Source organism: Erwinia sp. LJJL01, assembly GCF_047300805.2.
GTDB classification, from domain to species: Bacteria; Pseudomonadota; Gammaproteobacteria; order Enterobacterales; family Enterobacteriaceae; genus Erwinia; species Erwinia aphidicola.
In genome coordinates this window covers 1,671,756-1,697,331 of sequence record NZ_CP178576.1, presented here as the reverse complement: position 1 = coordinate 1,697,331, position 25,576 = coordinate 1,671,756, and the positions used below count along the sequence as shown (strand labels likewise).

Annotated in this window: 27 protein-coding genes; 17 read left to right on the top strand and 10 right to left on the bottom strand. The window is 57.7% G+C overall.

Annotated features, from left to right (window positions below):
• Window positions 1-77 precede the first annotated feature (77 nt).
• Both ACLI4M_RS08785 and ACLI4M_RS08780 read right to left on the bottom strand, forming a co-directional pair.
• Window positions 78-1,016, bottom strand: coding sequence for an ROK family protein (locus tag ACLI4M_RS08785; RefSeq protein WP_133622464.1), 939 nt, complete (start codon window positions 1,014-1,016; stop codon window positions 78-80).
• Window positions 1,013-2,035 (bottom strand): SIS domain-containing protein, encoded by a 1,023-nt coding sequence (locus ACLI4M_RS08780; protein WP_133622465.1) that lies wholly within the window; start codon window positions 2,033-2,035, stop codon window positions 1,013-1,015. The genes ACLI4M_RS08785 and ACLI4M_RS08780 overlap by 4 nt, the downstream gene beginning before the upstream one ends.
• A gap of 186 nt (window positions 2,036-2,221) precedes the next feature.
• Between ACLI4M_RS08780 and ACLI4M_RS08775 the strand changes: the two genes are divergently transcribed.
• Together ACLI4M_RS08775 and ACLI4M_RS08770 are read left to right on the top strand one after the other, a co-directional pair.
• Window positions 2,222-2,998 carry a DeoR/GlpR family DNA-binding transcription regulator gene (locus tag ACLI4M_RS08775; protein WP_133622466.1) on the top strand — a complete coding sequence of 259 codons (777 nt, stop codon included), beginning with the start codon at window positions 2,222-2,224 and terminating at the stop codon, window positions 2,996-2,998.
• A 191-nt stretch (window positions 2,999-3,189) separates the two neighbouring features.
• Window positions 3,190-5,022: an ABC transporter ATP-binding protein gene (locus ACLI4M_RS08770; RefSeq protein ID WP_048916875.1), complete on the top strand. Its 1,833-nt coding sequence runs from the start codon at window positions 3,190-3,192 to the stop codon at window positions 5,020-5,022.
• A 189-nt stretch (window positions 5,023-5,211) separates the two neighbouring features.
• Here the strand turns inward: ACLI4M_RS08770 and ACLI4M_RS08765 are convergent, their stop codons facing one another.
• The 3 genes from ACLI4M_RS08765 to ACLI4M_RS08755 form a co-directional block, all read right to left on the bottom strand.
• Window positions 5,212-7,020 carry a hypothetical protein gene (locus tag ACLI4M_RS08765; protein ID WP_166643142.1) on the bottom strand — a complete coding sequence of 603 codons (1,809 nt, stop codon included), beginning with the start codon at window positions 7,018-7,020 and terminating at the stop codon, window positions 5,212-5,214.
• A gap of 280 nt (window positions 7,021-7,300) precedes the next feature.
• Window positions 7,301-9,223, bottom strand: coding sequence for a hypothetical protein (locus ACLI4M_RS08760; protein WP_133622467.1), 1,923 nt, complete (start codon window positions 9,221-9,223; stop codon window positions 7,301-7,303).
• Window positions 9,224-9,401: 178 nt separating this feature from the next.
• Window positions 9,402-10,529: a GNAT family N-acetyltransferase gene (locus tag ACLI4M_RS08755; protein WP_133622468.1), complete on the bottom strand. Its 1,128-nt coding sequence runs from the start codon at window positions 10,527-10,529 to the stop codon at window positions 9,402-9,404.
• 187 nt (window positions 10,530-10,716) lie between these two features.
• Between ACLI4M_RS08755 and ACLI4M_RS08750 the strand changes: the two genes are divergently transcribed.
• On the top strand, window positions 10,717-11,622 hold the full coding sequence (locus ACLI4M_RS08750) for a siderophore-interacting protein (RefSeq protein ID WP_133622469.1): 906 nt from the start codon (window positions 10,717-10,719) through the stop codon (window positions 11,620-11,622).
• Here the strand turns inward: ACLI4M_RS08750 and ACLI4M_RS08745 are convergent.
• Entirely contained in the window at window positions 11,619-12,527 is a 909-nt protein-coding gene (locus tag ACLI4M_RS08745) for a LysR family transcriptional regulator (RefSeq protein WP_099753337.1), read from the bottom strand. The genes ACLI4M_RS08750 and ACLI4M_RS08745 overlap by 4 nt on opposite strands.
• A 279-nt stretch (window positions 12,528-12,806) precedes the next feature.
• On the opposite strand from ACLI4M_RS08745, the gene ACLI4M_RS08740 reads away from it, so the two are divergent.
• The 3 genes from ACLI4M_RS08740 (at window position 12,807) to ACLI4M_RS08730 (ending at window position 13,965) form a co-directional block, all read left to right on the top strand.
• The gene (locus ACLI4M_RS08740; protein ID WP_048917798.1) at window positions 12,807-13,139 is read left to right on the top strand and encodes a helix-turn-helix domain-containing protein; all 333 of its coding nucleotides are present in this window, start codon (window positions 12,807-12,809) and stop codon (window positions 13,137-13,139) included.
• A 13-nt stretch (window positions 13,140-13,152) separates the two neighbouring features.
• Entirely contained in the window at window positions 13,153-13,362 is a 210-nt protein-coding gene (locus ACLI4M_RS08735) for a hypothetical protein (RefSeq protein WP_133622470.1), read from the top strand.
• 105 nt (window positions 13,363-13,467) lie between these two features.
• Window positions 13,468-13,965: a TIGR00645 family protein gene (locus ACLI4M_RS08730; protein WP_048917796.1), complete on the top strand. Its 498-nt coding sequence runs from the start codon at window positions 13,468-13,470 to the stop codon at window positions 13,963-13,965.
• A 132-nt stretch (window positions 13,966-14,097) separates the two neighbouring features.
• On the opposite strand, the gene ACLI4M_RS08725 is transcribed toward ACLI4M_RS08730, so the two are convergent.
• Both ACLI4M_RS08725 and ACLI4M_RS08720 read right to left on the bottom strand, forming a co-directional pair.
• Complete coding sequence (locus ACLI4M_RS08725) at window positions 14,098-14,769, bottom strand: TerC family protein (RefSeq protein ID WP_048917795.1); 672 nt, start codon at window positions 14,767-14,769, stop codon at window positions 14,098-14,100.
• A gap of 160 nt (window positions 14,770-14,929) precedes the next feature.
• Window positions 14,930-16,903 (bottom strand): sigma-54-dependent Fis family transcriptional regulator, encoded by a 1,974-nt coding sequence (locus ACLI4M_RS08720; RefSeq protein ID WP_133622471.1) that lies wholly within the window; start codon window positions 16,901-16,903, stop codon window positions 14,930-14,932.
• 188 nt (window positions 16,904-17,091) lie between these two features.
• On the opposite strand from ACLI4M_RS08720, the gene ACLI4M_RS08715 reads away from it, so the two are divergent.
• The 4 genes from ACLI4M_RS08715 to ACLI4M_RS08700 all read left to right on the top strand — a co-directional run bounded on the left by ACLI4M_RS08715 (window position 17,092) and on the right by ACLI4M_RS08700 (window position 20,955).
• Window positions 17,092-18,114, top strand: coding sequence for a Gfo/Idh/MocA family oxidoreductase (locus tag ACLI4M_RS08715; RefSeq protein WP_133622472.1), 1,023 nt, complete (start codon window positions 17,092-17,094; stop codon window positions 18,112-18,114).
• A 2-nt stretch (window positions 18,115-18,116) separates the two neighbouring features.
• Window positions 18,117-18,899 carry a TIM barrel protein gene (locus ACLI4M_RS08710; protein ID WP_133622473.1) on the top strand — a complete coding sequence of 261 codons (783 nt, stop codon included), beginning with the start codon at window positions 18,117-18,119 and terminating at the stop codon, window positions 18,897-18,899.
• A gap of 44 nt (window positions 18,900-18,943) precedes the next feature.
• Window positions 18,944-19,867 (top strand): sugar ABC transporter substrate-binding protein, encoded by a 924-nt coding sequence (locus tag ACLI4M_RS08705; protein WP_133624989.1) that lies wholly within the window; start codon window positions 18,944-18,946, stop codon window positions 19,865-19,867.
• A gap of 188 nt (window positions 19,868-20,055) precedes the next feature.
• Complete coding sequence (locus ACLI4M_RS08700; protein ID WP_166643143.1) at window positions 20,056-20,955, top strand: alpha/beta hydrolase; 900 nt, start codon at window positions 20,056-20,058, stop codon at window positions 20,953-20,955.
• A gap of 73 nt (window positions 20,956-21,028) precedes the next feature.
• Here the strand turns inward: ACLI4M_RS08700 and ACLI4M_RS08695 are convergent, their stop codons facing one another.
• Window positions 21,029-21,850 (bottom strand): alpha/beta fold hydrolase, encoded by an 822-nt coding sequence (locus ACLI4M_RS08695; protein ID WP_133622474.1) that lies wholly within the window; start codon window positions 21,848-21,850, stop codon window positions 21,029-21,031.
• Window positions 21,851-22,148: 298 nt separating this feature from the next.
• Between ACLI4M_RS08695 and ACLI4M_RS08690 the strand changes: the two genes are divergently transcribed.
• The 3 genes from ACLI4M_RS08690 to ACLI4M_RS08680 are packed head-to-tail and all read left to right on the top strand — an operon-like array spanning window position 22,149 to window position 23,808.
• Window positions 22,149-22,475, top strand: a complete 327-nt coding sequence (locus ACLI4M_RS08690) for a helix-turn-helix domain-containing protein (protein WP_133622475.1) — start codon at window positions 22,149-22,151, stop codon at window positions 22,473-22,475.
• The gene (locus ACLI4M_RS08685; protein ID WP_133622476.1) at window positions 22,460-22,774 is read left to right on the top strand and encodes a HipA N-terminal domain-containing protein; all 315 of its coding nucleotides are present in this window, start codon (window positions 22,460-22,462) and stop codon (window positions 22,772-22,774) included. Before ACLI4M_RS08690 ends, ACLI4M_RS08685 begins: the two co-directional genes overlap by 16 nt.
• The gene (locus tag ACLI4M_RS08680; RefSeq protein ID WP_133622477.1) at window positions 22,771-23,808 is read left to right on the top strand and encodes a HipA domain-containing protein; all 1,038 of its coding nucleotides are present in this window, start codon (window positions 22,771-22,773) and stop codon (window positions 23,806-23,808) included. The genes ACLI4M_RS08685 and ACLI4M_RS08680 overlap by 4 nt, the downstream gene beginning before the upstream one ends.
• A gap of 48 nt (window positions 23,809-23,856) precedes the next feature.
• Here the strand turns inward: ACLI4M_RS08680 and ACLI4M_RS08675 are convergent, their stop codons facing one another.
• Window positions 23,857-24,027: a hypothetical protein gene (locus ACLI4M_RS08675; RefSeq protein WP_166643144.1), complete on the bottom strand. Its 171-nt coding sequence runs from the start codon at window positions 24,025-24,027 to the stop codon at window positions 23,857-23,859.
• A 215-nt stretch (window positions 24,028-24,242) separates the two neighbouring features.
• Between ACLI4M_RS08675 and ACLI4M_RS08670 the strand changes: the two genes are divergently transcribed.
• The 4 genes from ACLI4M_RS08670 (at window position 24,243) to ACLI4M_RS08655 (ending at window position 25,529) form a co-directional block, all read left to right on the top strand.
• Window positions 24,243-24,434 (top strand): hypothetical protein, encoded by a 192-nt coding sequence (locus ACLI4M_RS08670; protein ID WP_133622478.1) that lies wholly within the window; start codon window positions 24,243-24,245, stop codon window positions 24,432-24,434.
• 157 nt (window positions 24,435-24,591) lie between these two features.
• Window positions 24,592-24,909 carry a CopG family ribbon-helix-helix protein gene (locus ACLI4M_RS08665; protein ID WP_253537712.1) on the top strand — a complete coding sequence of 106 codons (318 nt, stop codon included), beginning with the start codon at window positions 24,592-24,594 and terminating at the stop codon, window positions 24,907-24,909.
• Window positions 24,909-25,190: a type II toxin-antitoxin system RelE/ParE family toxin gene (locus tag ACLI4M_RS08660; RefSeq protein WP_133622479.1), complete on the top strand. Its 282-nt coding sequence runs from the start codon at window positions 24,909-24,911 to the stop codon at window positions 25,188-25,190. The genes ACLI4M_RS08665 and ACLI4M_RS08660 overlap by 1 nt, the downstream gene beginning before the upstream one ends.
• A gap of 96 nt (window positions 25,191-25,286) precedes the next feature.
• Window positions 25,287-25,529, top strand: coding sequence for a hypothetical protein (locus tag ACLI4M_RS08655; protein WP_133622480.1), 243 nt, complete (start codon window positions 25,287-25,289; stop codon window positions 25,527-25,529).
• Window positions 25,530-25,576: the final 47 nt, after the last annotated feature.

The window sequence follows — 25,576 nt, the reverse complement described above, 5'->3', positions numbered from 1 at the left end:
GGCTCAGACATTTATTATTATCGTAAATAACTCAATTAAAATACTTAATTATCAGTGTGTCTTATAGGTCTTGCTTATTATGGTTGGCGGGTTCCCCTAAGTGTTGGCAGTATCGCCGCCCCGAGCGCGCCCGCCGCATCGCCCAGAGAAGATGGAATAATATGCTTGTTAACCGCATAACCACTGGCGCGCGCCAGCGCTTTCTCCATTCCTCCCTGAAAATGCGGAAACAGCGTGGCTGCGCTGCCGCTGAGCACCGTGACATCCGGGCCGTACAGCGCCAGCAGGGTATTTAACCCGCGGCCCACAATCTGACCGTACTGATACAGAATGCCGCTGACGCGCGCGTTCTCCGCGCACAGCGTGGCGATGCGCTCACTGAGGGTGGCGTCCCAGCGCAGATCGGGGAGTGCCGCCGTCAGTGCCTGCTGCAGCCAGCCGCGCGAGGCCAGCATTTCCCAGCAGCCCTGCAGGCCGCAGTAGCAGACGACCGGATCGTCCGATACCGGGATATGGCCGGCTTCCGGGTGGCTGCCGTCGACGTTGCGAAACGGCGTTCCGCCCTCCAGCATCGCCACGCCAATGCCGGTGCCGAGCGTCACCATTAACATGCGCCCGCTGCCCTGGCCGGCGCCGAGATGAAACTCGCCGAGCGCCGCCGCTACCGCATCGTTATCAATGGCGACCTGAACCGCGAGCAGCTCGCGCAGCTGGGCCACCAGCGGAAAGCCGGAGAAGCAGGCCAGCGTATCCTGATTTTCAATCACTTCAGTACGCATATTCACCGGGCCGCTGGCGCCAATGCCGAGGCTGGCTATACGCTGGCCCGCCGGCACCAGCTGGCGCACTTTATCCGCCAGCGCTCCGGCGCGTTGCCAGGCGGGCAGGGTGGCGAACCATGCGGTCGGTACGGTTTCTGACGCGATTTCACGCTTTCCGGCCAGCATAATAATGCGCGTACCGGTACCGCCGATATCAATGCCTGCTTTGAGAGAAGTCGCGTCAGAAGTTGTCATATTTTTACCGTTATTTTCTGGCCGTAGAGGAACTCACCCGGCACCCGACCGTTGCCACGCGCCAGCGTGACGGTCAGATGCTGGACCCACAGCATTGCACAGAGTAAGCGCGGCAGCGGTTCAGCGGGGGTGGGCAGATGCACGCTGTCGCCATAGGCTACCGGCCCGACGCTGGTCACCAGCGTGCCGTTCTGGCGCAGGTCAGCCGCCAGAGTATTCAGCGTGCTGTCGCTGCCGTCACCAAACAGCAGGGCCAGCATACCGGCGCCCGAGGTTTCCATCGGGCCGTGGCGGAACTGCCCGCCGATAAAGCCCTCTGCCGCCACTTTGGACGCTTCTTTGGTGATCAGCGCGCCGGTCAGCGCGGTGGCCGCATCGGCACCGATGCCGACCATCGCCACGCGCGGGTTGTCATCTTTCAGCAGAGCATCACTCAGCTGCTGCACCCCGTCACGCTGGCCGATAATGTGGGCGATAGCGGGCAAAACAGCCTGCACCGCGGCCAGCAGATCTTTTTCGTCGCGCCCGGTCAGGGCGTACAGCACGCGGTAGCTGGCGACCAGCGTATTGAGATAACTTTTGGCGCTGACGGTGGCCTCCGGCCCGCTGTGCAGCAGCACCTGCACATCGGCTTTTTGCGCCAGGGCGCTGGCGGCATCGTTGGTCACGCCAATCAGCGTTTTCGCTGCGCTGACGTTCTCCAGCAGCGCCACCACTTCACCGCTCATCCCCGACTGTGAGGTTACCCACAGCAGGCTGTCGGCGGTGACCAGCTGCGGCATATCCAGCAGCCGCCCGGCGTCAATGCGCCACACCGGGTAACCGCGCGCGATCAGTTCGCGCTCGACGGGGATCAGCGCATAATCCGAGGATCCCATGCCCGCCAGAACGATACGATCGTAGCTATTCAGATCCAGGCTGTTGAGCTGCGCAGGCAGCTGGCTGGCCAGCTGATCGCGCAGCGCATCAACCTGCTGCTCAATATCTTTTTCGTATTCGCTGAGCACTGTTGCGGTCATTGATACTCACTCCCCGTTAATGTTGCTGATGAATTAAACATAGCTGCACGAATTCGTGCAGTCAATGTGCAATTTTCGCGCAATTGCTTATTTTTTTGCCGTAAATTTGTCTGCTATACTGACATTTGCGCATTGTTCGTACAGTATGTGCATGAAAGCGTGCAATTATCGTAACGGGAAGGACACATGAGCGCGTCACAAAGACGATTACAGATTGTTGAGATGATCAGGGAAAAAGGTTATCTGAACGCCGCCGAGCTGTCGGAGCAGTTTGGCGTTGACAGCTCCACCATCCGCCGCGACCTCGCGCAGCTGGAGAAGACCGGCCAGGTGATGCGCACCCACGGCGGGCTGCTGCCGTCGATGGCGGTTGCGGAAAGCAATCTCGATACCCCGTGGAGCGTGCGTCACCAGATGAACAACCCGGCGAAGGTGGCGATAGCCCGCCATGCCGCCAGCCTGGTGCGCGACGGCCAGTCGCTGATTCTGGATAATGGCTCCAGCGTATACGAGCTGGCGCTGGCGCTGCGCGATAAACGCAACCTGACGGTAGTGACCAATGATGTGCTGACGGCGGTGGCGCTCAGTTCCTGCCCGGGCATCACCATTCACGTCGCCGGCGGCATGATGCTGAACAACGTCTATACGCTGATCGGCCAGGAGACGGTGGATAAGATCAACAGCCTGCACGTTGACTGGGCGTTCCTCGGCGCCGAAGGGGTGCATTTCGACAGTGGCGTGACCAATATCAACACCGTCGAAATCCCGGTGAAGAAGGCGATGATCCAGGCGGCGGAAAAGACCGTGGTGCTGGTCGACAGCAGCAAAATGGGCTATCGCGCACTGGCGCACGTCTGCCCGCTGTCGGATATCGAGATGATTATTACCGAGGCCTCCCCGGCGCTGAAGCATCGGGCGAAGTACGGCGAGCGTTTAGTGGTGGTGGCGTCGACAGAGGGCTGACCGAAAAAGAGGGTCAGCCCCTACAAAGGCGAGGTTGCCACGAACGGTAGGGGGCGACAATTTGGTCCGGTCAGCGCGTATTGATGCTGAAGTTGCCACGAATCGTAGGGGTCGACCATTTGTTCCGGTCGACCCGCGTCACAGGAATGCACTAAGCTGAAGGTTTTCTGCCGTATAAGTGAGCCTGCTTTATGCTGTATCGCCGTTTTGAAAGGATGATCGACATCTTCAGGGATGCCCCCGCCGACACGCCGCCGGATAGTCTGTGGGCGTTCTATCGCTTTTATCTGCGCCAGGTGTGGCAAAGCTTCGCGCTGCTGCTGGTGATTGGCCTGGTGGCGTCACTGATTGAAGTGGCGCTGTTCCGCTACCTCAGCCGCATTATCGACCTGGTCAATGCCGGACCGGCAGCCACCTTCTTCAGCGACCACGGCGGCGAGCTGCTGTGGATGGTGGTGGTGGCCCTCATCTTCCGCCCGCTGTTTATCGGCCTGCACGACCTGCTGGTACACCAGACCATCAACCCCGGCATGACCAGTATGATCCGCTGGCAGCATCATAACTACGTGCTGCGTCAGAGCCTCAACTTCTTCCAGAGTGACTTCGCCGGGCGCATCGCCCAGCGCATTATGCAGACCGGTAACGCGCTGCGCGATTCGGCAGTGCAGGCGGTGGATGCTCTGTGGCACGTGGTGATCTACGCCGTCACCACGCTGGTGCTGTTTGCCGAAGCCGACTGGCGGCTGACGATTCCGCTGATTATCTGGATTATCGGCTACGTTCTGTGTCTGCGCTATTTTGTGCCGCGCGTTAAAGCGCGCTCGGTGGCGTCGAGTGATTCGCGCTCGCGCCTGATGGGCTGCATCGTCGACGGCTACACCAATATCACCACGCTAAAGCTGTTCGCCCACAGCGACCTGGAGCGCCAGCACGCGCGCGAGGCGATTGACGACCAGACGATGAAAACCCGCAGCCAGGGACGCATGGTGACCAATATGGACGTGGTGATCACCACGCTGAACGGCCTGCTGATCGTCAGTACCACCGGGCTGGCGCTGTGGCTGTGGACGCAGTCGCTGCTTAGCGTCGGGGCGATTGCGCTGGCGACCGGGCTGGTGATCCGCATCGTCAATATGTCCGGCTGGATTATGTGGGTGGTGAACGGCATCTTCGAGAATATCGGCATGGTGCAGGACGGGCTGTCGACCATCGCGCAGCCGGTCAAGGTGCGCGATAAAGCCAACGCCGCGGCGCTCAAGGTCAATCAGGGCGAGATCCACTTTGACGCTATCCGCTTTAACTACGGCGGCGAGCGCCGGGTGATTGATGATCTGCAGCTGACCATTCGCCCCGGTGAGAAAATCGGTCTGATTGGCCCATCCGGCGCCGGGAAGTCGACGCTGGTCAACCTGCTGCTGCGCCTGTATGACCTCAACGGCGGGCGCATTGTGATTGACGGCCAGAATATTGCCGACGTCAGCCAGGAGAGCCTGCGCGCGCAGATCGGCATGATCACCCAGGATACCTCGCTGCTGCACCGCTCCATTCGCGACAACCTGCTGTACGGCCGCCCAAATGCGACCCAGCAGGAGCTGATGCAGGCGATCCATCAGGCGAAAGCCGACGAATTTATTCCGCTGCTGTCGGATTCGCTGGGGCGCACCGGGCTGGACGCGCACGTTGGCGAGCGCGGCGTGAAGCTCTCCGGCGGCCAGCGACAGCGTATCGCCATCGCACGCGTGCTGCTGAAGGATGCACCGATCCTGATTATGGATGAGGCTACCTCGGCGCTGGATTCCGAAGTGGAAGCGGCGATTCAGGAGAGCTTGGAAACGCTGATGGGCGGTAAAACGGTGATCGCCATTGCCCACCGTCTGTCGACCATTGCCCGTATGGACAGGCTGGTGGTGCTGGAGCAGGGACGGATTGTTGAGATCGGCAGCCACAGCGAGCTGCTGGCGAAAGGTGGCCTGTATGCGCGCCTGTGGCGGCACCAGACCGGCGGATTTGTCGGCGAGGAGTAAGGAGCAACCTTTTTACACTCGACCCGCACATCAGCCCGTAGGGGCGAGGCATGCCTCGCCCACGCACCCGGCGTTTCGTGGCGAAGGTGCTGTAGCATCGGATTGATACCGTCACCGCGGGTCAGGCATGCCTGACCCCTACGATGTTTATTCAACCGGTAGGGGCGAGGCATGCCTCGCCCCTGGCCATCAGCCTTTGTAAGGTTTCAGTTCCAGCCCGTAAGCCACGCCGTTGACGTAGACCTTCAGATGCTTAGTCGATGCATTAAACTGGTCATTATTCAGCACCTTGCCGCGCATCAGCAGCTCATTGTCGTTATTAAAGCCGTAGCCCACTGCCGGGCGGCCCTGCCAGTGCTGGTGGAACGCCGTGTCCGGTGCGGCATCCAGCAGCGCAATCTCTTCGGCAGTTGCGGCACGATAGGCTTTATCAAACATAAAGTGTACCCCGGCGCTGAAGCGGTCGAGGGAGTTGGTCTCCAGAATGGCGCTACAGAACCCGGTATACACCGCAATCTTGACGAACAGCTTAGTTTTTTCACCCGAGGTTCCGGGCTGTAACAGCACGCGCGTCACCGGGCAGGAGCCCTGACCGGACCAGGTGGCAATGTAGCTTTTATCCCCGGTTTTTTGCAGGAAGATATCGGCTGCCCCTTCGGCGGTGCGTTCCGTGGCGTCAATCTGGGTGGTAGGCATCGCGCTGTAAAACGCCGAGCCGATAATACGAATGCGTGCCTGGGTGGTGTTATGGGAGAAGAACAGCTCCCCAACGTAGAACCACTTCTCCTTGTCACTGCGGTTATCCATACGCTCGGTGCCCGGCGTGGTGAGATAATCGTAATTTAGCGAGCCGGTGATTTTAATTCCGTGGTTTTCAATGTCGACATGACCCTGCTCATAAACGGACATCTCCGGCCACTCTTCGATACCGGTGGCATCGTCAAAATCGAAGCCCTTGCCTGCCTGCACGTTGAACTGCTGATTGACGATGCGCGCGCGGTAGCAGCGCATCGGGTTCGGGCACGTCTCCAGGTTAAAAGCTTCGATGCTCCACTGGCCGTAGGAGATATTACCGGGATATTCGGTGTGCTCGATCCAGCCGTTATAGATTGCCGACTGCCCGGCACGCTGCAGATCGATGGCGGGATTCGGGCCGGTGCTGCGCTGGATATTGAAGTTGCACAGCTCAATGGCGGTGATATGGTCCCATTTGCCCTGCACCTGCCCGGACCAGTGGCCGTAAACCACGGTGCCGGTACAGTCGCGGGCGTACCACTGGTCGATTTTACAGTCGAGGGTGTCGACCAGATCGAGCGAGCGGCCGCCCATGTTGTAAAACATCACGCTGGTGACGCGCACAAACTGGCCGCCGGGAATAATGTTTTTAAAGAAGCCTTTGGTGTTACGTGCGCCGTCTTTACTTTCGCCGTCGATAATCAGGCTGGAGACTTCCATATAGCGCGCTTTGACGGTAAACATCACGTCATCTTTTTTATCTGAGACTAATTCAGTGGAGGGGTAATAACCGAAGTTTACGTGTTCGCCCGCCACGCGAAACTTTGGTACCTCTGCGGCAGAGATATCGAATTTCGACAGCATAAACTTGCCGGCTGGGAATTTGATGCCGAGGGTCGGGTTGACGCGCTTCGACCAAGCCCACATCCACTCTACCGCCTGTTTACAGTCGGTCTTACCATCCGCCAGCGCGCCGAAATGGACTACGGTCACTTCGTTGTGATCGGTGAGTACGCGCTTCCAGATTTTTCCCTTCGGCGTCTTAATATTGACGCCGTGATCGTGCGGGGTGGTGGTATCAACCATATCGTAAACAAACAGCCCGCCGCCCATTTTATAGCCTTGTTTATACTCCAGTACCATCGCCATCTGGCCCATATCGGTGGGCTCAGTGGTGCGCAGATCTTCCATGGTTTTACAGGTGATGATAGAGGTAGGAATGGTGCCATTCGTATCGTTAGAGCGGGTCGTATTCTCTGACATAAGGTACCCCGGCAAAGTGGAAGGTGAACAGGTAAAAACCTTTAAAGTATATTCGTAGAAAATGTCACCGATACGTCAGGGCCAGGGTTAATGCAGTGGTAAAATCTGTATATTTGCCTTATGTCTTAAAATGAGACTGTTGTGTTTCATTATTTTTGTTGGGGCTGGAATATTTACCAGAATAACCTTAGTACGATTCTGCTCATAGCAGGGACTGCCGGGAAGGGTTGGAGTAGAGTGAAAAGGGATCGGGCATGCCCGACCCCTACGATTTATCCGTCTATATCAACGGTTTCAGCTCAAGGCCGTAAGCCACGCCGTTAACGTAGACCTTCAGCACCTTATTAGCCGTACCCGTCTGGGTGCTCGCCAGCGTCTTGCCCTGCAGCAGCAGCTCGTTGTCATGATTAAAACCAAAGCCCACGCTGTTATTACCCACCCAGTGCTGGTGATAGACATTGGTGTCGGTCAGCGCCGCTTCCAGCGTGGCGCTCTCCTCCGGGGTGGCGGCGCGGTAGCCTTTGTTAAACATAAAGTGCACGCCACCGGTATAGCGGTCGTTGGCGTTGGTATCCAACAGAGCGACCACGTTAGAGAGCTTGGCCAGCTTCACATACAGCTTCGTGTGCGAGCTGCTGCTGCCCGCCTGCAACATCACCCGCTTCACCGGGCTGGCTCCCTGACCGGACCAGCTGGAGATAAACCCGCGCGTGACCTTTTGGATAAAGATATCCGCAGCGCCCTCGGCGGTGTTTTCACTGAAGCCAAGCTGCGGGACATCCTGCTTGGTAAAGGTGGCAGAGCCGATGACGCGCAGATGCGCCTGGAAGGAGTTTTGCGTCAGCAGCAGCTCGCCGACATAAAACCATTTCTCATCGTTGCCGCTGTTAAACATCCGGTCGGGCGAGGTCAGATACTGATAATTCAGCGAGCCGTTAATTCTGACGCCGTGGTTTTCAATACGCACATCACCCTGCTCATAGAGCGATATTGCCTCCCAACGATCTCCGCTCTGAGAAAAATCCATAGCGGTGAAGGCCTTGCCCTCGGCATCCTTATTATTTTGTTCATTGTGCTGCAGGTTGATAATGCGGCTGTAATGGCACTTCAGCGGCGCTTTACAGGTTTCAATGTTCAGCCCGTTAATCGTCCAGTGGCCGTTGGCAATGGTGCCCGGATCGTCCGAGTGCTCAATCCAGCCATTCCAGATAAATGACTGCCCGGAGCGCTGCAGGTCGATCGCCGGTTTTTCTTTACTGCGCTGAATATTGAAGTTGGTCAGCTCAATGGCAGTGATGTGATCCCATTTCCCCTGGGGATTATCAGACCAGGTGGCGTGGATCACCGAGTCATAGCAGTCGCGGGCGTACCACTGGTCGATCTTACAGTCGAGCGTGTCGAGCATGCTGATGGATTTGCCGCCCATGTTATAGAACATCACGCAGGAGACGCGGACGAACTGGCCGGCTTCGACGATATTCTGATAGAACCCCTTAGTATTTTTAGCTTTGTTATTTTCGCCGTCGATAATCAGGCTGGAGATCTCGGTATAGCGCGCTTTAACCTTAAACATCACCTCGCCATCTTTTCTATCTGACAGCAGCGTGGTGGCAGGCAGATAGCCAAAGGTCACGGTCTGGCCCGATACGCGGAATTTAGGCGTTTCCGGGGTGACGTCAGAAATATCGAATTTTGACATCATAAATTTCCCGGCAGGGAATTTAATGCCGATTTCCGGGTTATATTTTTTTGACCAGGCCCACATATATTTTACAGCATCGATACAGTCAGTTTTACCGTCCGCCAGCGCGCCAAAATCCACCACGGTCAGGGCGTTGTGATCGGTCAGTGCACGCTTCCAGCGCGCCCCTTTGGCCGTGACGAAATTCACGCCGTTATCATCGGGCGTGGTGGTATCGCTGATATCATAAACAAACACCCCGCCGCCCATTTTATGATTTTCGCTGTACTCCAGAACCACCGCGAGCTCACCGACGGCGGTAGGTTCGGTCTGGCGCAGGTCGGCCACGGTGCGGCAGGTGGTGACGGCACTATTGCCGCCGGTGGCTGAAGTGAGTTCCATCACCACTTTGCCAAACTCTATCGCTTTGCCGCTGGTGTCATAAACCTTCAGACTGTTTCCGCTGGTGGCAGCAGTGACGGCTTCATTACTGGCAGGACTGGCAGGTTTTTTAGCTGGCATCTTATTTCCCAGTGAATATAACGTGAATGGATACAATCCACTAAAGTATATTCCGGGAAGTTTTTTGCATCATGGCAGGGCCAGCGTTAATAAAATAAATCAGCAGAATAAGACACCAGTCTGGCGTTATTCTTATTCTGCAAAAAATATTACCAGATTATCCTTAGTACGATTCTATTTACGCCAGGGACTGACGCCACGGCAGCGCTGAACGCGCTTCTTCCGCCCAGGCGCGCACGCCGTCGCGCTCCTGCTGAAGAAAGTCGGCTACCGCATCGTGCAGGCCGGGGTGGCGCAGCCGATGCCACGACTCGGTCAGGACCGGTTCAAACCCGCGGATCAGCTTATGCTCGCCCTGCGCCCCGGCATCAAAGCGCTGCAAACCGTGGGCGATGGCGTACTCCATCCCCTGCCAGAAGCAGGTTTCAAAGTGCAGGCGGTTGAACTCCTCCAGACAGCCCCAGTAGCGGCCGTAGAAGGTATCGCCATCCACCAGGCTGAAGGCCATCGCCACCGGGTCGCCGTGCTGGCTGGCAATGATGACGCGGATGGCCGCGGGCATGCTTTGCGCCAGCAGGCTGAAGAACAGCCGCGTGAGATAGGGCTGGCGACCGCGTACGAGGTAGGTGTTGGCGTAGCAGTCGTAGATAAAATCCCACTGCGCCTCGCTCAGCTGCGCGCCCTCATACCAGGCAAACTCCACGCCCTGGCTGGCGACCAGCTCGCGCTCTTTGCGCAGCTGTTTGCGCTTGCGTGAGGTCAGCAGATCGAGGAAGTCCTGAAAGTCGCGAAAACCGCGGTTGTGCCAGTGGTACTGGCAGCCCAGGCGCGGCAGCCAGCGTTCATCACCGGCTAAATGCTGATGCACGCGCGCATCGCTAAAGTTGATATGCGCGCTGAACAGCGCCTGCTGTTCAAGAAACTGCGGCAGCGCCTGCAGCAGAAGGGCGCCCGCGTGCTCATTCCCCAGCAGGCGCGCGCCGCTGACCGGGCTGAACGGCACCGCCGACAGCCACTTGGGATAATAAGGAATACGCGCCCGCTGGCTGGCTTCGGCCCACGCGTGGTCGAAGACGTATTCGCCCATCGAATGGGTTTTGGCATAGCCGGGCATCGCCGCCAGCACCTTATCCCCCTCGCACCACAGCAGATGCTGCGGCTGCCATCCCGTGGCACGGCTGACCGAGCCGCTCTCCTCCAGCGCCGATAAAAAGGCGTGGCGCATAAACGGCTGGGCATTCGGGGTCAGGGCATCCCACTGACTGGCCGGGATATCGGCCAGCTGCGTCAGAAGGGTCAGGGACATCGGCGTACTCCGCGTGCAGAACTCAAACCCCTAAACTGACGCTTTTTCCTGCGCGGATCAATCGCTTCTCTGCTTCTGCTGCATGTAAAGAACCTCATACTCATTCTCATTATCATTTGGCTTTGCTATTCTTGGGCAACTTATGCGCGCTGTGCCGCGCACGGCTTACCGGTTTAAGGGCGGATTTATGGCGGATGTTCAGGGTTATCGCTTGTTCAATGTAGTACTGGCACGCAAGCAGGTACTCTCTCCTTCGATGCTGCGCTGTGTGTTCAGCGGTGACGAGGTGCGCCAGATGAAGTTGGACGCGCCGGACCAGCGCATCAAGCTGCTGTTCCCGTCGATCAACGGCACGCCTGCCACGCTGACCGATGAGGGCGAGAAGACCTGGTGGGAAAAAGTGCGCGCGATGCCGCAGGAGACGCGCCCGATTGCCCGTACCTACACCCTTCGTCACCTCAATGCCGGGGCGGGTGAAGTTGAGGTGGAGTTTGTGATGCACGGCACCGAAGGCCCGGCGTCTGCCTGGGCGCTAAACGCCGAGCCGGGCGCGGCGCTGCAATTGGTGGCGCCCAACCGCGCTTGTCCAACCAGCAGCGGCGGCTATGAGTGGGACCCGCATCCGGAGGTGGAGCGCGCGCTGGTGGTGGCGGATGAAACCGCGCTGCCGGCGGCCAGGGCGATCCTCGAACAGCTTGCCGGGTGGCAGAACCCGCCGCAGCTGCAGCTGTTCCTTGAAATGCCGAAACGCGGCGACTGCGTCGATCTCAGCCACTATCGGTTTGCCGAGGTCCACTGGCTGCCGCGTGAAGAGAGTGGGGCATCGCACGGCGAAGCGCTGCTGAGCGCGGTAAAGCAGCAGGTTAAGCTGCCGGAAAGTGCGCTGGTGCGCGGCGAACTGCATGAGGAGCAGGATGGCGATATCCTCTGGGATCGCGCCGACAGCGGCGACAAGCGCTTCCACGGCTGGGTGGCCGCCGAATCCAGCGCCGTTAAGCAGCTGCGTCGCTATCTGATTGGCGAACGCGGCCTGTCACCGGAGTGCATTAGCTTTATGGCTTACTGGAGCCGTGGCCCGATGCGCCACGATTAACGCACCATCAGCTGCGGGCTGACGTTTTTCAGCAGGTCGTAGAACCAGGTTTTGGCGGTGATATCGCCAATCTCGGTATGGCCATACAGGTAAACTTCCAGATTTGGCAGCTCAAACGGCAGCTCGATAATGCGCCCGTTGCCGCGCGCGACGTAAATCTTCGCCGCGCTGGTCGGCAGCGTCACCAGCAGCTCGGTGGCGGCAATCACTTCGCCTAACGCCGCAAAATGCGGCACTTCCAGCGCGATTTTGCGTTCAAAACCGTACTCGCGGATGCGCTCCTCCACCATGTAATGCCCGCTGATGGTTGACACGATAATGTGCTGTTCTTCCAGATAGCGCTGCAGGGAGAGCGTGTTGCCGATGCGCGGATGCGCCGTGTTGAGCAGGCAGACATAGCGCTCATCCATAATGCGGTCGCGCTGCGCCAGCGAAATCGTCTCGTTGCGGCTGCACAGCGCCGCGTCGATTTTCCCGGTTAGCAGCCACTCATCCAGCTTACGCATCTCGACGGGGATCACTTCAAGGCGCACGTTGGGCGCAATTTCACGCAGGTGCTTTACCAGCCGTGGCAGCAGCAGCAGCTCCCCGAGATCGGACAGCGCGAGGGTGAATTTGTGAAAAGATGTTTCCGGGGTGAAGCTACGGGTATCCGCCACCGCTTTTTCTATCCCGCTTAGCGACTTCTTAAATACCGCATAGAGCTGGCTGGCGACCGGGGTGGGCAGCATCCCCTTGCGGCTGCGCTTAAACAGCTCATTTCCCGTTTCATCCCGCAGCCGGGCTAGCGCGTAGCTGGCCGAGGGCTGGGTGATAAACAGTCTGTTAGCGGCGGCGCTGACGCTTTGCGTTTCAAAGATGGCGATAAACACCCGCACCAGGTTGAGATCCATCATGGCTGACATATAGTTGAATCCTATAATTGGAGATTCATATTATCTATTTGAACTATTTTAATCCTTCACCTAATATCCCTTCCATAATTATTTGATATGTTCTTTCATTTTTTTCATATCGCTATAAAAACTATCTAAATCAATAAAATAACTAACTTGTTGTTCCGTTTTACCCAAAACAATTCGCGTGCAGGCAGGCGGCTGTAGCCAACGCACCTGCGGCTTGAAGTATGAGGGGTAAGGCAGGAGTGGGCGCTTTCTGTCGCCTATCATCGCGGAGTATCCATAATGAAACATGAAATTGTCGACGTCATCGTTGACTGGATTGACGATCACCTGGAAGAGGGCCTCAACATTGAGGCGGTCGCGGCGAAATCTGGCTACTCAAAGTGGCATTTGCAGCGGGCATTTAAAGAGCAGAAAGGCATTACCCTGGCGACGTTTATTCGCAGCCGCCGCCTCGACCAGGCCGCGCAGTGTCTGGTCAGCTCGACCAAAAGCATTATGACCATTTCGATGGATCTCGGTTTCTCATCCCAGCAGTGTTTCCAGCGGGTGTTTAAAAAGCACTTCAACGTGACCCCGCGCGATTACCGTATCCAGCACCGTCAGTACCATTAAGTTCGGGAAAATCATGCAACAGCTTGTTAAATCAGCCATCGTCGTCGCGCTGTTCAGCGCTTGTGCCACCGCTCAGGCCGCCGAAGGGATCAACCACTCAGCGGCCAGCACCCAGGCCGACACGCCTTTCAGCTACGAGCGCCAGCTGCAAAAGGTGATGCGCCCGATTAACGACCTGCTGCCCCCTGACGACGTGCAGGAAGGGCAGGAGTCACGCTCCTGAGAACGTAAAATCGCTTAAATTCCGCTGTTTATCAGCGCGCGTCTTGAAAAAGTTCATACTGCATCGGCTATACTGTGCGCCCTGTTGAATTGCGAACTGGATGCTATGGAACGTTTCGTCGAAAACCTGATTTACTCTGCGCGCTGGCTGCTGGCACCGATTTACCTCGGGCTGTCGCTGGGATTGGTGGCGCTCGCCATTAAGTTTTTCCAGGAGCTGTTCCACCTGCTGCCGCACGTGCTGGAGATGTCGGAAAATGACATGGTGCTGGTGCTGCTTTCGATGATCGACATGACGCTGGTCGGCGGCCTGCTGGTGATGGTGATGCTGTCCGGCTATGAGAACTTTGTCTCGAAGCTGGATATTGGCGAGCACAAAGAGAAGCTTAACTGGCTGGGCAAGATGGACTCCGGCTCGCTGAAGAACAAAGTGGCGGCCTCGATTGTGGCGATCTCATCCATTCACCTGCTGCGGGTGTTTATGGATGCGAAGAATATCCCGGATAACAAGCTGATGTGGTATGTGATTATCCACCTGACCTTCGTGCTGTCGGCGTTTGTGATGGGTTACCTGGACAGTATGTCGCGCAAAGAGAAAATTTAACGCTATTCGCCGATCGGCACCGGTCGCCCCGGCATTTGGGATCGGCACGGGTTGCCCTGGCATTTGTAGGGGCTGACCCTCTGTTTCGGTCAGCCCGCTAGCACAGTGCCAACCATCGGCACGGGTCGCCCCCTACGACATTGCCCGGCGTCGGTTGCTGACGGCGCCGAACGCCACAACCAGCAGGGCGCCCACCGCACCGGCAATCCAGTGGATATAAGGGATAGCCGCAGTATAGCGTAGCGCCGCCGGGTCACTCACCAGCATGGTGCCGGCTATCCAGCCAATCAGCGCGCCGCCGACGATGACGATAAACGGGAAGCGCCCCAGCAGCGTCAGCACCAGCTTACTGCCCATCACGATAATCGGGATGCTGATCAGCACGCCGAACGACACCAGCCAGACATTGCCCTTACCCGCTGCGGCCACCGCCAGCACGTTATCCAGCGACATCACCACATCGGCCATGGTAATGGTCAGCACGGTTTTCCACAGGCGGCTGTCGCTGGCGACGTGCGCTTCCTCTTCTTCGTTCGCCACCAGCTTAAAGCCAATCCACAGCAGCAGCAGCGCGCCGACAATCTTCAGCCACGGCACCGCCAGCAGCTGCACGGCAATCACTAGCAGAATCACCCTGGCAACAATCGCCCCCAGCGTGCCGAGGATAATCGCCTTCTTTTGCATCTGCGGCGGCAGCTTGCGGCAGGCCATGGCAATCACCACGGCATTATCGCCGCCCAGCAGCAGGTCAATTAGCACGATTTGCAGCAGGATGATGGCAATATCGAAATGTTCAAACCACATAAGCACTCAGTCAATTTACAGGGAAATATACCCTTCATACTTCAAGCTGCAGGTGCGTTGGCTACAGCCGTTCACCCCAGTCACATAGCTATCTATGCTCCTGGGGACTCACAGCTTTGCCGCCTTCCTGCAACCTGAATTATTTTGGGTATGATAAAGGTCAGCGGCGGAACTCATCGGCGCTAATCTGGTACTTCTTGAGTTTATTATATAATCCGGCACGTGACAGCCCCATTAACTGAGCCGCCTGGCGCAGGTTGCCGTTCAGCGAGTCGAGCATGGTGATGATATGCGCCCGCTCGTGGGCGTCGAGCCTGGCCGCCGGCTGCGGTTCATGACGGCTGGCACTGCCCGGCTGCGCGCGCTGCGTCACCTCATCCGGCAGGTCCTGCACGTCAATAAACAGCCCATTGTTCATATTGATCACCCGCTCAACAATATTTTCCAGCTCGCGCACGTTGCCTGGCCAGTCGTAGCGGGTCAGGGCGTCCATCGCCCCGGCGGTGAACTGCACGTTGACCTTTTTCAGCTGGGTGCAGACCTTCTCGCGGAACCACTCGGTCAGCGCCGGAATATCGCTGCTGCGCTCGCGCAGGGCCGGGATCGCAATCGAAATCACATTCAGCCGATAGTAAAGGTCGCGGCGGAACGCGCCGCTCTCCACCGCGTTGATCAGGTTGCAGTTGGTGGCGGCAATAATACGCACGTTGACCCCGATCGGCTGCGACGCGCCGATGCGCACCACTTCACTCTCCTGCAGCACGCGCAGCAGGCTGGTCTGAGCCTCCAGCGGCATATCGCCAATCTCATCGAGGAACAGCGTCCCGCCCTCCGCCAGTTCAAACTTGCCGGCGGCACCGCCGCGGCGCGAGCCGGTAAATGCACCGTCGGCATAGCCAAACAGCTCGCTCTGCACCAGGTCCCGCGGCAGCGCGCCGCAGTTAACGGCGATGAACGACTCACCGCTGCGCGGGCTGTCGTTGTGGATAGCCTGAGCAAACAGCTCTTTGCCGGTGCCGCTTTCGCCGGTCAGCAGTACCGTGCTGTCGCTGCGGCAGCAGCTGCGCGCTTTATCCATCGCCGCCTGTAGCGCCGGGGCGCTGCCGCACAGCATCTCGAAGGTGTAGCTGGCGCTGGTGCCCATCACCCGGCGGGTAATTGCCCGGATGCGCTGGTTCTCCCGCAGGGCGATCACCCTGCCGCCGCCCGGTGCAGGCATCACCGACACCAGGCAGGAGACGCGCTGATTGTCTGCCGGCACAAACACCACCTCGCGGTCATTGCAGAAGGTCATGCTGGCGAGGCGGGCGTTCTCCGGGTTAAGCACCTCATCCACCGGCTGCCCGGCGCGCACCCCGCGGTGGAAGATCTGGCGCGCATAGCGGTTAATGGTTTTGATCGTCCCGCGCCGATCCAGCACGATCACCCCTTCGTTAAGCGTTTCGAGGATCGACTTCTGCTCCGCCAGCAGCGCGCGCAGGATCAGCTGCTGTCCAACCGCTTCGGCGGCGGCCTGCACGGTGCCGAGGGTGTGATAGTGAAAGTTATCCTGGCTGGCGGTCAGCGTCAGCACTCCGATCATGCGGCCTTCGGCATCGCGGATCGGGGCGGCGGCGCACTGCAGATGGCGCTCGCGCAGGGCGATTTTCCAGTTTTCGCCGCTCAGCAGATAGACCAACCGCTGCTGCTCCAGGCAGCGGCCGGTGCAGTTAGTGCCAAGCTCAGACTCGCGCAGGATGCTGCCGACCGGGGTGAGATCGCGCCCGCAGCAGGAGAGCGTCACGCCCTGCGCATCGGTCAGATTAATGTGGCCGTCCGGGTTATACGCCAGCAGATTTTCCATAATGCTGCCCGCCACCGCGATCAGTTCCCCGTTCTCCGCCAGGATCTGCTTCAGCTTCGCCTCCGGGGGAGAGCGGTAGGCGAAGTGCGCGGGATGAATTCCAGCGGCGCGGCTGCTCTGCCAGGAGCGCAGCACCTCAGGGCGCAGGAATTCCGGCTGCTCACCGTGATTAAAATCCTGCCATGCCTGCTCCAGCAGGCTGTCCCAGCGGCTGGCCTCCTTTCCTTCCGGCAGGCTCATCTTGCCATCATATTCAGCCTGAATGACGCCGGCGAGTTCTGGTCGATTCATCGTGTTCTCCCCGCTATTGGAATGTCCATTTTATCGACATGTAAAGTTGACATGTTTTTTTTATGTTCATTCTGTGAGCGAGGCAGACAGAGAAACGCGCGCAGCGCGGGACTCTGCACTCTGGCATAGCGTTTGCTTATGTCTGTTAAAGCCGCATCAGCAGGCGAATCAACCAGAGGGAAATCACGATGTCAGCAACAGATAACAGCGTACGAGTGGGATTAATTGGCGCCGGGCGCATGGGGAGCTTCCATGCCGCTTCGCTGGCGCAGAAGGTGCCGGGAGCGGTACTGGCGGCGGTGGCGGACCCGGTTACGGGGGCGGCTCAACGCCTGGCAGAGCAGCTTGGCGCGGGCAAGTATTACAGTGAACCGCAGGCGATGCTCGACGACCCGGAGATTGATGCGGTTCTGATTGCCACTCCGGCACGGACCCACGCGCAGCTGGTCGCGGCGGCAGCGCGCGCCGGTAAACATGTGTTCTGCGAAAAGCCGATGGCTATCACGCTGGAAGAGGCTGACCACGGCATCAATGCGGCAAAACAGGCAGGTGTGGTGCTGCAGGTCGGCTTTAACCGCCGTTTTGCCCGCGGATTTGCTGCGGCGCTGGCCGAGATCAAGGCCGGAGATATCGGCTCCCCGCAGCTGATCCGCTCGCTGACCCGCGACCCGGCCCCGCTGCGCGACCCCAGCGGCATCCCGCCCTGGACCATTTATCTGGAAACGCTGATCCACGATTTTGACATGCTGCTGCACTGCAACCCCGGCGCGAAAGCGGTGGAAGTTTACGCCATCGCCGACGCGCTGGTGCGCCCGGATTTTAAAGATAAGGGGCTGCTGGATACCTCCGTGGTCACCATCCGCTTTGATAACGGGGCCATCGCGGTGGCCGACGCCAGCTTCCAGGCGGTTTACGGCTATGACGTACGCGCCGAGGTGTTCGGCAGCAGCGGCATGCTGCAGATGGGCAATATCAACGTGAATAACTGCGTGCGCTACGGCGCCGCGGGGATCTCCATCGACACCTCGCGCCAGGATACCGACCTGCTGGCCGAGGCCTATATCGCCGAGCTGACCGAGTTTGTGCGCTGTGCCGCCACGGGTGAGACCCCGCGTGCCAGCGGTGAAGACGCGCGTAACGCGCTGCAAGTGGCGCTGGCCTGCATCGCTTCAGTCCAGCAGGGTAAACCTGTGCAGCTAAGAGGGGTATGACAATGGCGGATTATCGTCTGTCAGTTTCGGCCGAAATGGTTTTTCTTAATTTGCCGTTTATTGAACGCGTGCAGCGCATTCACCAGCTGGGTTTCGCCGTGGAGATCTGGCACTGGAACAACAAAGACATTGACGCGCTGGCGGCAACGGGCGCGACCTTTACCTCGATGACCGGTTACCTGACGGGCAACCTGACGGACGATGCAGAGATCGAGGCACTGCTGAGCAGCGCTGAAGCGTCGCTGGCGGTGGCGGCGCGGCTCAACTGCCCGAGCCTCAACCTGCACGGCACCGGGCTGGATAACCGGGGCCTGCCGGTCAAGCCGGTGGCGGTGGTGACCGGGGAGATGTGGGTAAAAGCGGTGCGCACGCTGGAGAAGCTGGCGGCACTCGGCGAGAAAGCGGGCAGGGTGTTCACGCTGGAGAACCTCAATCTTGCCGTCGACCACCCGGGCACGCCGTTTGCCCGCGCCGCCGACACGCTGGCGCTGGTGGAAGCGGTCAACAGCCCGTATCTGAAGATGAATCTCGACCTGTATCACGCGCAGATCGGCGAAGGCAATCTGATCGCGCTGATACAGCGCAGCGGCCACTCCATTGGCGAAATTCAGGTGGCGGACGTGCCGGGGCGCTGTGAGCCGGGCAGCGGCGAGATTAACTATCGTGCCATCGCCAAAGCGCTACGGGCGATGAACTATCGGGGGGTGATTGCGCTGGAGGGATGGGCATCCGGGGAGAGTGAAGAGGCCCTGGCACGTTTTAAAGCTCACTTTGATGTCGGTTAATGCATAAAAAATAATAACTTACCTCTAGCTACAGGAGTTATATGATGAATATAAAAAAGAGCGGATTGTTGATTCTGGCGCTTGCCGTCGCCCCTGCTACCCAGGCGAAAGATCTGCGTATCGGCGTGGCGCTGGCCAACTTTGACCTTAACTTTATCTCCATCCTGCGTACCCAGATGGCGAAAGAGATGGAGAAAGAGCAGATTCAGGGGCAGTTTGAGGATGCCAAAGGCGATGTGGCCGTGCAGGTGCAGCAGGTCGAAAACTTCATCAACCAGGGCGTGGACGCGATTATCCTTAATCCGGTGGATACCCAGGGCGTTAAGCCAATGATGGACGCGGCAAAACGCGCCAATATTCCGCTGATCTTCGTCAACCGCAAGCCGGAAGTCGAACTGAGCGGTAAAATGGCCTACGTCGGCTCGGACTCGCTGCTCGGCGGGCGCATGGAGATGGAAGCGCTGGCAAAAAGAATGAACTACAAGGGCAATGTCGCAATTCTGATGGGCGCGCTGTCGGCGGAAGAGGCGCGCCAGCGTACTAAGGCGACCGAAGAGGTCATTGCCAAATACAAAGAGATGAAAGTGGTGGAAAAGCAGTCCGCCCAGTGGATGCGTAACGAAGCCGTTGATGTCACCTCCAGCTGGCTGCTGTCCGGCGATAAAATTGACGCGATAGCCGCCAATAACGACGAAATGGCCATCGGCGCGATTATGGCGCTTAACCAGAGCGGTAAAAAAGATATTCTTGTCGCCGGTATCGACGGCACCCCGGATGCGCTGCAGTTTATTAAGAGCGGCAAGCTGGCGTTAACCGTATTCCAGGATGCCGCCGGGCAGGGCAAAGGGGCGGTGACGATGGCGAAGCAGGTGCTGGACGGTAAAAACGCCGATAAGTTTATGTGGATCCCCTATCAGGTGGTCACGCAAGAAAACTACGCCGAGTTTAGTGCCAAAAACGTTAAGTAACGCCTGCGGGTCCCGATCCCAGGACCCGCAACTCTCGCATTCCGTTTTTTCTTCCCGTAACAGCTGAAAAAAGTGTGACGCCTGTAGCAATTTTTAGGCGTAGTGCATATTATTTCGCCACTGAGTGCGCCTGCTTGCCGCTCAACATCCATTACCCTGTTTTCTGTTGAGAATTCTGGACATGCCCGATGATTAGTCGCCGCCGGTTATTGCTGGGGAGTGGCGCGTTTATGCTTGCCATGAGCACCGATAAATTGTTTGCCCGCCAGGACTTCTATCCGCTGTGGCCCGATGAACCCCCGGGCGGTGGCGGTCCGAGCGGAGCATTGCGTATTTCCGCTAACGGCTCGTGGTCCAATATCGTCAGCCCGGGGATCCAGCGCTTTCTGCCGGAGAACCCCAATGGCAAAGCGGTACTGATTGCCGCGGGCGGCGGCTATCGCTGGATTGGCATGGGGCGCGAGGGCTGGCCGGTGGCGCGCTGGCTCACCAGCAAAGGCTTTACTGCTTATGTGCTGAGCTATCGGCTGCCCGGCGAACACTGGCAGGCCGGTAATCTGGCACCGTTGCAGGATGCGCAGCGTGCGATCCGCCTGGTGCGCTCAATGGAGCCGCACGTGCATCTGCTCGGCTTTTCTGCCGGCGGGCATCTGTTCGGCATGGCGGCCGCGCGGCCTGATTTCGCGTCCTATGCGCCGCAGGACAGCCTCGACCAGATCGTGCCGAAGGTCGACAGCGTCGGGCTTATCTATCCGGTGATCACCCTCGAACCGCCCTATACCCATACCAATACGCATCTGTCGATGGTGGGCAAAAATCCGTCCCCGGCGGAAGAAGCAAACTGGTCGGTGCAAAACTACGTTACGCGCGCCTATCCCCCCACTTTTCTCGCCCAGGCGGAGGATGACCGCACCTCGAACCCGGAAAATAGCGTGATCATGCACGATACCTGCCGCAAGGCCGGGGTTCCGGTGCAGATGATCCGTATTTCACAGGGCGGGCACGGTTTCGGTTTGGGTAAAGCGGGCACTCCGGCGGCGATCTGGGATGAAGCCTACGCGGTGTGGCTGGCGGCGCGTGCGGGTTGACCGAAAAAGAGGGTCAACCCCTACAAATCCCGTAGGGGGCGACCCTTTTTTCCGGTCGCCCCGTGACGTCAGATTAGATCTGTTGCAGGAACGCCAGCAGGTCCTGATTCAACTGCTCCTGGTGGGTAACGGCGAAGCCGTGCGGGGCGTTGTCATACACTTTCAGCTCGGCGCCTGTGATCATCTCTGCGGCCAGCTTGCCGGTGGCTTCGAACGGCACAATCTGGTCGTTGCTGCCGTGGATCACCAGCGTCGGCACGTTCACTTTTGCGATATCCGCGCGGAAATCGGTCTCGGCAAAGGCGGTCACGCAGTCGATGGTGCCTTTCAACGAGGCCAGCAGCGCGATATTCAGCGTCTGCGTTAGCACGCCATCGGAGACGGTTTGCCCGGCATTAATGCCGTAAAACGGCGTGGCGAAATCTTTGATAAACTGCGCCCGATCCTGCCGTAACCCGTCGCGAATACCGTCAAATACGGCCTTTTCCACCCCTTCCGGATGATCGGCGGTTTTACCGAAGATCGGCGTGACCGCCCCCAGCAGCACCAGCGCGGCAATGCGTTCGCTGCCGTAGTTGCCGATATAGCGCGACACGTCGCCGCCGCCCATTGAGAAACCGACCAGCGTGACGTCGTGCAGGTCGAGGTGGGTGATCAGGTCGTTGATATCCGAAGCAAAGGTATCGTAGTCATAGCCTTTCCACGGCTGATCCGAACGGCCAAAGCCACGGCGGTCAAAGGCGATAACGCGGTAGCCGCGCTCGGCAAGGAAATTCATCTGGCTGTCCCACATATCGGCATCCAGCGGCCAGCCGTGGCTGAACAGGACCGGCTGGCCCGTGCCCCAGTCTTTGAAATAAATTTGCGTGCCGTCAGCCGTGTTAAATGTGCTCATTCTGACTCCTCAAAGGGTGAATGTGGTGAAGTAGTCGCTATCGTGACTCCCCTAAAAAGTATAGTGACAAGGCAACAATTTTGAAGCACAGCCGGCCACACGGCATGGCCGCCAATTATGCCTACAGGCTGGTGCACAAAGCCCCGGCGGTCACAGGAGTTAACTACTGGCTTTATGCGTTCGTATAAGGCCTTTTTTTTATCTATTTATACATTTAAAGCTCATAAGTGACATATGGCACGCGCGATAGACTAATATTGAGATATATTATTAAGTCTTCAATTTTTAAGGGTCAAATATGAGCCATGAGAAACCCTTTGTTATCTCCTTGAAGCTGCAAACCATCGCCACGCAGCTCAATGAGCTTAAACAGGAGTTGCAGCAGGCAGAGCAGGATCAGCTTTCGCAGCTGGCTCAGCATAAAATTACATCGCTTGCGGCGCTGGGAGCGCAGCTGAATGAGAGGCGTAAAGCGCTGGGCCTGGATATTGCTACGCTGGAGTTGCAAACCGGGATCTCAGCCTCGACTCTCAAGCGCCTGTTCAAAGATCCTGAGCAAGTGAAGTTTGGCAGTGTCTATGCGGTAGCTGCTGCGCTGGGAGTGTCACTGTGCGCCGTCGTTTAACGGTGTGGCTGTACGATGAGGCCGTCGGCGTGCTTTCTCAGGAAGACAACGGCTACCTGTTTGCCTATCGTCCGGATTATTTTGGCCCGGCACTGTCACTCAGCCTGCCGGTAAGTAAAGGAAGATTCCCCAGCGCCACGCTGCACCCGTTTTTTGTTTCTTTGGCCCCGGAGGGCTGGCTGAAAATGCGCTACAGCCAGCTACAAAAAATTGATGAGCAGGATCTGCTCGGCATGCTGCTGCATAACGGTGAGAACCTGATTGGCGCGGTACGCATCAGCGCTGAGGAAACATCATGAATCGGTGTCGAATCCTGCTGACCCGGCTGGAGTCGGAGGCAGAACAGACCTCAGGCTATTCAACCAGGGGGATGAAAAAACTGACAGGGAGCGCGCGCGTTGAGCCCTATCTGGGCTTTACCCGGACGCAGTTCGTACAGCAGTTGCCGCAGCAGCAGCGGGGTATGAGTATCTCGGGTTACCAGCCGAAACTGCAGCTGGTATTGCGGCAGCGCGACTTTGCCGTGGTGGGCTATCAGGGCGACTACATCCTTAAGCCATCACCCGTTGAGTTTCCCCATCTGGCTGAAAATGAGCATGCCACCATGACCTTGATGGCACGCCTCGGATTCGACGTACCTGCGCACGGACTGCTGCCCTTCCGGCCTGAACACCCGGATTATGATATTGAATATGCTTTCGTTATCCGTCGTTTTGATCGCGACAGAGAGGGTCATGCACTGCATCAGGAGCCGCTGGATGCGGCGATGAACGTCGGTGAAAAGTACGGGAAATACCGCGATGACGGTCTTCCGTGGGTAAGCTATCAGCAGATCGCGCAGTTCCTCATTCAGCACGTCAACGATAACCTGGCGTTTAAAATCGACCTGCTGCGGCGCATTATTTATGCTTATCTACTGGGCAATAACGATATGCATCTGCGCAACTTTGGCCTGCTGCATCCGCGTGGCGCTGCGCCACAGTTGTCGCCTCTTTATGATTTTGTCTCGGTGGCGCCTTTCTCTGCTTATTTTCAAAGCAGCTATCTGGCACTGCCTCTGTTGGCCTGTGAAGAGGGCGGCAGAGAGCTGGCGGCTGGATTCACCACCCAGTATGGAGAGTATCTCGGGATGGATTTCCTGACGCTCGGGCTGATTATGGGGCTGAGCCGCAAGCTGGTGGTTGCACTGCTCGCTAACTTGCTGAAAGAGCAGCAGCAGGTGGAAACGACCTATAACCAATCATTTATGCAGCCAGAAGCGGTGGCCGCCGTGTTGCAGTGTTATCGCCAACGCCTGAGCCGCCTGCAAATAGTGGATGAGCCAGCGCTGTAAGTAGCGGGTCAGGCGTGCCTGACCCCTACACACCTTACTCAATACTCTTCAGGCTTTTGGCTCGATCCCACGGGCCTGAAGTTCCTTGCGCAACACGCGTTTAATCCACGTTGCCAGCGATGTATCCCCATCCTTCTTCATCTCATCCTCAAGCTGACGGCGCAATTCGTGCGATATGCGGATTTGGTACTGATCGGTTTTTGGTTTCTCGGTTGACATTGTAATTACATAATTTCATCATGGAGGTGTTGTAATTACAACGTATGTAATACCTGATTACAACCGGAGTTGTAAAAACAACGCCCCGGCAGTGCGCTAACACTGACGAGGCGTCTGACCAATACGTTAAGGAGCTAACGCTATGGCTGTGAACAAGTGTACCCAAACTCGTTTTGAATTGCAGATCCCCTTTTCATCAGCACAGGAGATCTCGCATGTTTGAACAGCTTGATATCAATGAAATTGAAACGCCGGAGCTGTGCGATCAGTGTTATGCATTGACCTGGGCAATCAGTGAACTGGTAGATCCCATCGTACGCGATACGCTCAACTGGATCCTGCTTGAGCGTTTGCAGGTGCTAAATAGCCGTTTCAATGATGTGCGGTTAAGTCGGCTGGAAGGGTAAGACCAGGCGGGTCAGGCGTGCCTGACCCCTACGCTTATTTGCGAGCTGCCTCGTTTAACTCAATGGCAGAACGGAGTTCAAACAGCGTCTGTGGCCTATAAGACACGACATAAACCCAGCCGTCGCTTTTGGGGCTTGACTGGCTAACTAAATCAGGATGATTAAAATTGAATCGTTTTATGAGGCATCTGTTATGGGGCAATCAAACACACGCGTCGTTACTGCGCATCTATCGATTGAAATGGCAGAAAAGCTGGACCTGCTGGCGACGAGCTATGATCGTTCCAGGGGGGGGGTGGTGAAGCAGGCAATACAAGCCATGATCGATCAGGAAGAGCGGCGCCATCAGATGACGCTGGAAGCGCTGGCTGCGGTAGATGAGGGGCGTGTCGTTGCCCATGATGACGTGATGAAATGGGCAAATAGCTTAAGTACGGACTCGCCGCTGGCGCTGCCAAAAGCTGGACGTAAGTAATGCATTTTGTCTGGACGGAACCAGCCATCGAAGATGTAGAACGCGTTTATCGCTTTCTGGCAAAGGTTGACCCGGTAGCTGCCGCCGCCGCGATACAAACCCTGGTCGCTGCGCCTGTAAACCTCATTACCTGGCCGCGTAGCGGTGCGGCGTTGACGGACTATGAGCCAAGAGAAGTACGGCATTTAATTCTGGGACATTATGAATTGCGCTATGAAATACAGGGCAGCACGATCCTGATTTTGCGGTTCTGGCAGGGAGCAGCGTTAACGTTTCGATGATGTGCTCGCTATCGGGTCGACCTGAACACAAGTCGACCCCTGGACCAGCTATCGTAGTCTATGTAGGGGCGGACCCTCTTTTTCGGTCCGCCCGCTGTGCGATCACACATCCGCCAGCACGCGCTACGACCGCGAGCTGGCGTACCAGGCGATGATGACCTATCTGAAACGTACGCGCGCTGCGAACTACAAATCGCCGAGGCGCTGAACCGCCTGCTGGACGATCGCGCCGATGAAAATGGCGCATGGAGTCAGGGCGAGCTCCAGGTTCGCCACTCGCACCTCAGCCGCGTGGCCCACGGTGCGCTGCATAAATGCGGCTGTGCCAGCCGCAGCTGAAGAGGCGCTGGGTCGCGATCAAAAAAGCCAGCAGGACCCTGCTGGCT

What these genes read in the sequence shown, in the direction of transcription:
- ACLI4M_RS08785 (WP_133622464.1), bottom strand. Translation starts at nt 1,016, where the DNA reads ATGACAACTTCTGACGCGACTTCTCTCAAAGCAGGCATTGATATCGGC.
- ACLI4M_RS08670 (WP_133622478.1), top strand. Translation starts at nt 24,243, where the DNA reads ATGTTTGAACAGCTTGATATCAATGAAATTGAAACGCCGGAGCTGTGC.
- ACLI4M_RS08715 (WP_133622472.1), top strand. Translation starts at nt 17,092, where the DNA reads ATGTCAGCAACAGATAACAGCGTACGAGTGGGATTAATTGGCGCCGGG.
- ACLI4M_RS08745 (WP_099753337.1), bottom strand. Translation starts at nt 12,527, where the DNA reads ATGTCAGCCATGATGGATCTCAACCTGGTGCGGGTGTTTATCGCCATC.
- ACLI4M_RS08750 (WP_133622469.1), top strand. Translation starts at nt 10,717, where the DNA reads ATGGCGGATGTTCAGGGTTATCGCTTGTTCAATGTAGTACTGGCACGC.
- ACLI4M_RS08735 (WP_133622470.1), top strand. Translation starts at nt 13,153, where the DNA reads ATGCAACAGCTTGTTAAATCAGCCATCGTCGTCGCGCTGTTCAGCGCT.
- ACLI4M_RS08740 (WP_048917798.1), top strand. Translation starts at nt 12,807, where the DNA reads ATGAAACATGAAATTGTCGACGTCATCGTTGACTGGATTGACGATCAC.
- ACLI4M_RS08665 (WP_253537712.1), top strand. Translation starts at nt 24,592, where the DNA reads ATGATTAAAATTGAATCGTTTTATGAGGCATCTGTTATGGGGCAATCA.
- ACLI4M_RS08705 (WP_133624989.1), top strand. Translation starts at nt 18,944, where the DNA reads ATGAATATAAAAAAGAGCGGATTGTTGATTCTGGCGCTTGCCGTCGCC.
- ACLI4M_RS08760 (WP_133622467.1), bottom strand. Translation starts at nt 9,223, where the DNA reads ATGCCAGCTAAAAAACCTGCCAGTCCTGCCAGTAATGAAGCCGTCACT.
- ACLI4M_RS08710 (WP_133622473.1), top strand. Translation starts at nt 18,117, where the DNA reads ATGGCGGATTATCGTCTGTCAGTTTCGGCCGAAATGGTTTTTCTTAAT.
- ACLI4M_RS08660 (WP_133622479.1), top strand. Translation starts at nt 24,909, where the DNA reads ATGCATTTTGTCTGGACGGAACCAGCCATCGAAGATGTAGAACGCGTT.
- ACLI4M_RS08720 (WP_133622471.1), bottom strand. Translation starts at nt 16,903, where the DNA reads ATGAATCGACCAGAACTCGCCGGCGTCATTCAGGCTGAATATGATGGC.
- ACLI4M_RS08770 (WP_048916875.1), top strand. Translation starts at nt 3,190, where the DNA reads ATGCTGTATCGCCGTTTTGAAAGGATGATCGACATCTTCAGGGATGCC.
- ACLI4M_RS08725 (WP_048917795.1), bottom strand. Translation starts at nt 14,769, where the DNA reads ATGTGGTTTGAACATTTCGATATTGCCATCATCCTGCTGCAAATCGTG.
- ACLI4M_RS08680 (WP_133622477.1), top strand. Translation starts at nt 22,771, where the DNA reads ATGAATCGGTGTCGAATCCTGCTGACCCGGCTGGAGTCGGAGGCAGAA.
- ACLI4M_RS08695 (WP_133622474.1), bottom strand. Translation starts at nt 21,850, where the DNA reads ATGAGCACATTTAACACGGCTGACGGCACGCAAATTTATTTCAAAGAC.
- ACLI4M_RS08775 (WP_133622466.1), top strand. Translation starts at nt 2,222, where the DNA reads ATGAGCGCGTCACAAAGACGATTACAGATTGTTGAGATGATCAGGGAA.
- ACLI4M_RS08780 (WP_133622465.1), bottom strand. Translation starts at nt 2,035, where the DNA reads ATGACCGCAACAGTGCTCAGCGAATACGAAAAAGATATTGAGCAGCAG.
- ACLI4M_RS08700 (WP_166643143.1), top strand. Translation starts at nt 20,056, where the DNA reads ATGATTAGTCGCCGCCGGTTATTGCTGGGGAGTGGCGCGTTTATGCTT.
- ACLI4M_RS08690 (WP_133622475.1), top strand. Translation starts at nt 22,149, where the DNA reads ATGAGCCATGAGAAACCCTTTGTTATCTCCTTGAAGCTGCAAACCATC.
- ACLI4M_RS08755 (WP_133622468.1), bottom strand. Translation starts at nt 10,529, where the DNA reads ATGTCCCTGACCCTTCTGACGCAGCTGGCCGATATCCCGGCCAGTCAG.
- ACLI4M_RS08765 (WP_166643142.1), bottom strand. Translation starts at nt 7,020, where the DNA reads ATGTCAGAGAATACGACCCGCTCTAACGATACGAATGGCACCATTCCT.
- ACLI4M_RS08675 (WP_166643144.1), bottom strand. Translation starts at nt 24,027, where the DNA reads ATGTCAACCGAGAAACCAAAAACCGATCAGTACCAAATCCGCATATCG.
- ACLI4M_RS08730 (WP_048917796.1), top strand. Translation starts at nt 13,468, where the DNA reads ATGGAACGTTTCGTCGAAAACCTGATTTACTCTGCGCGCTGGCTGCTG.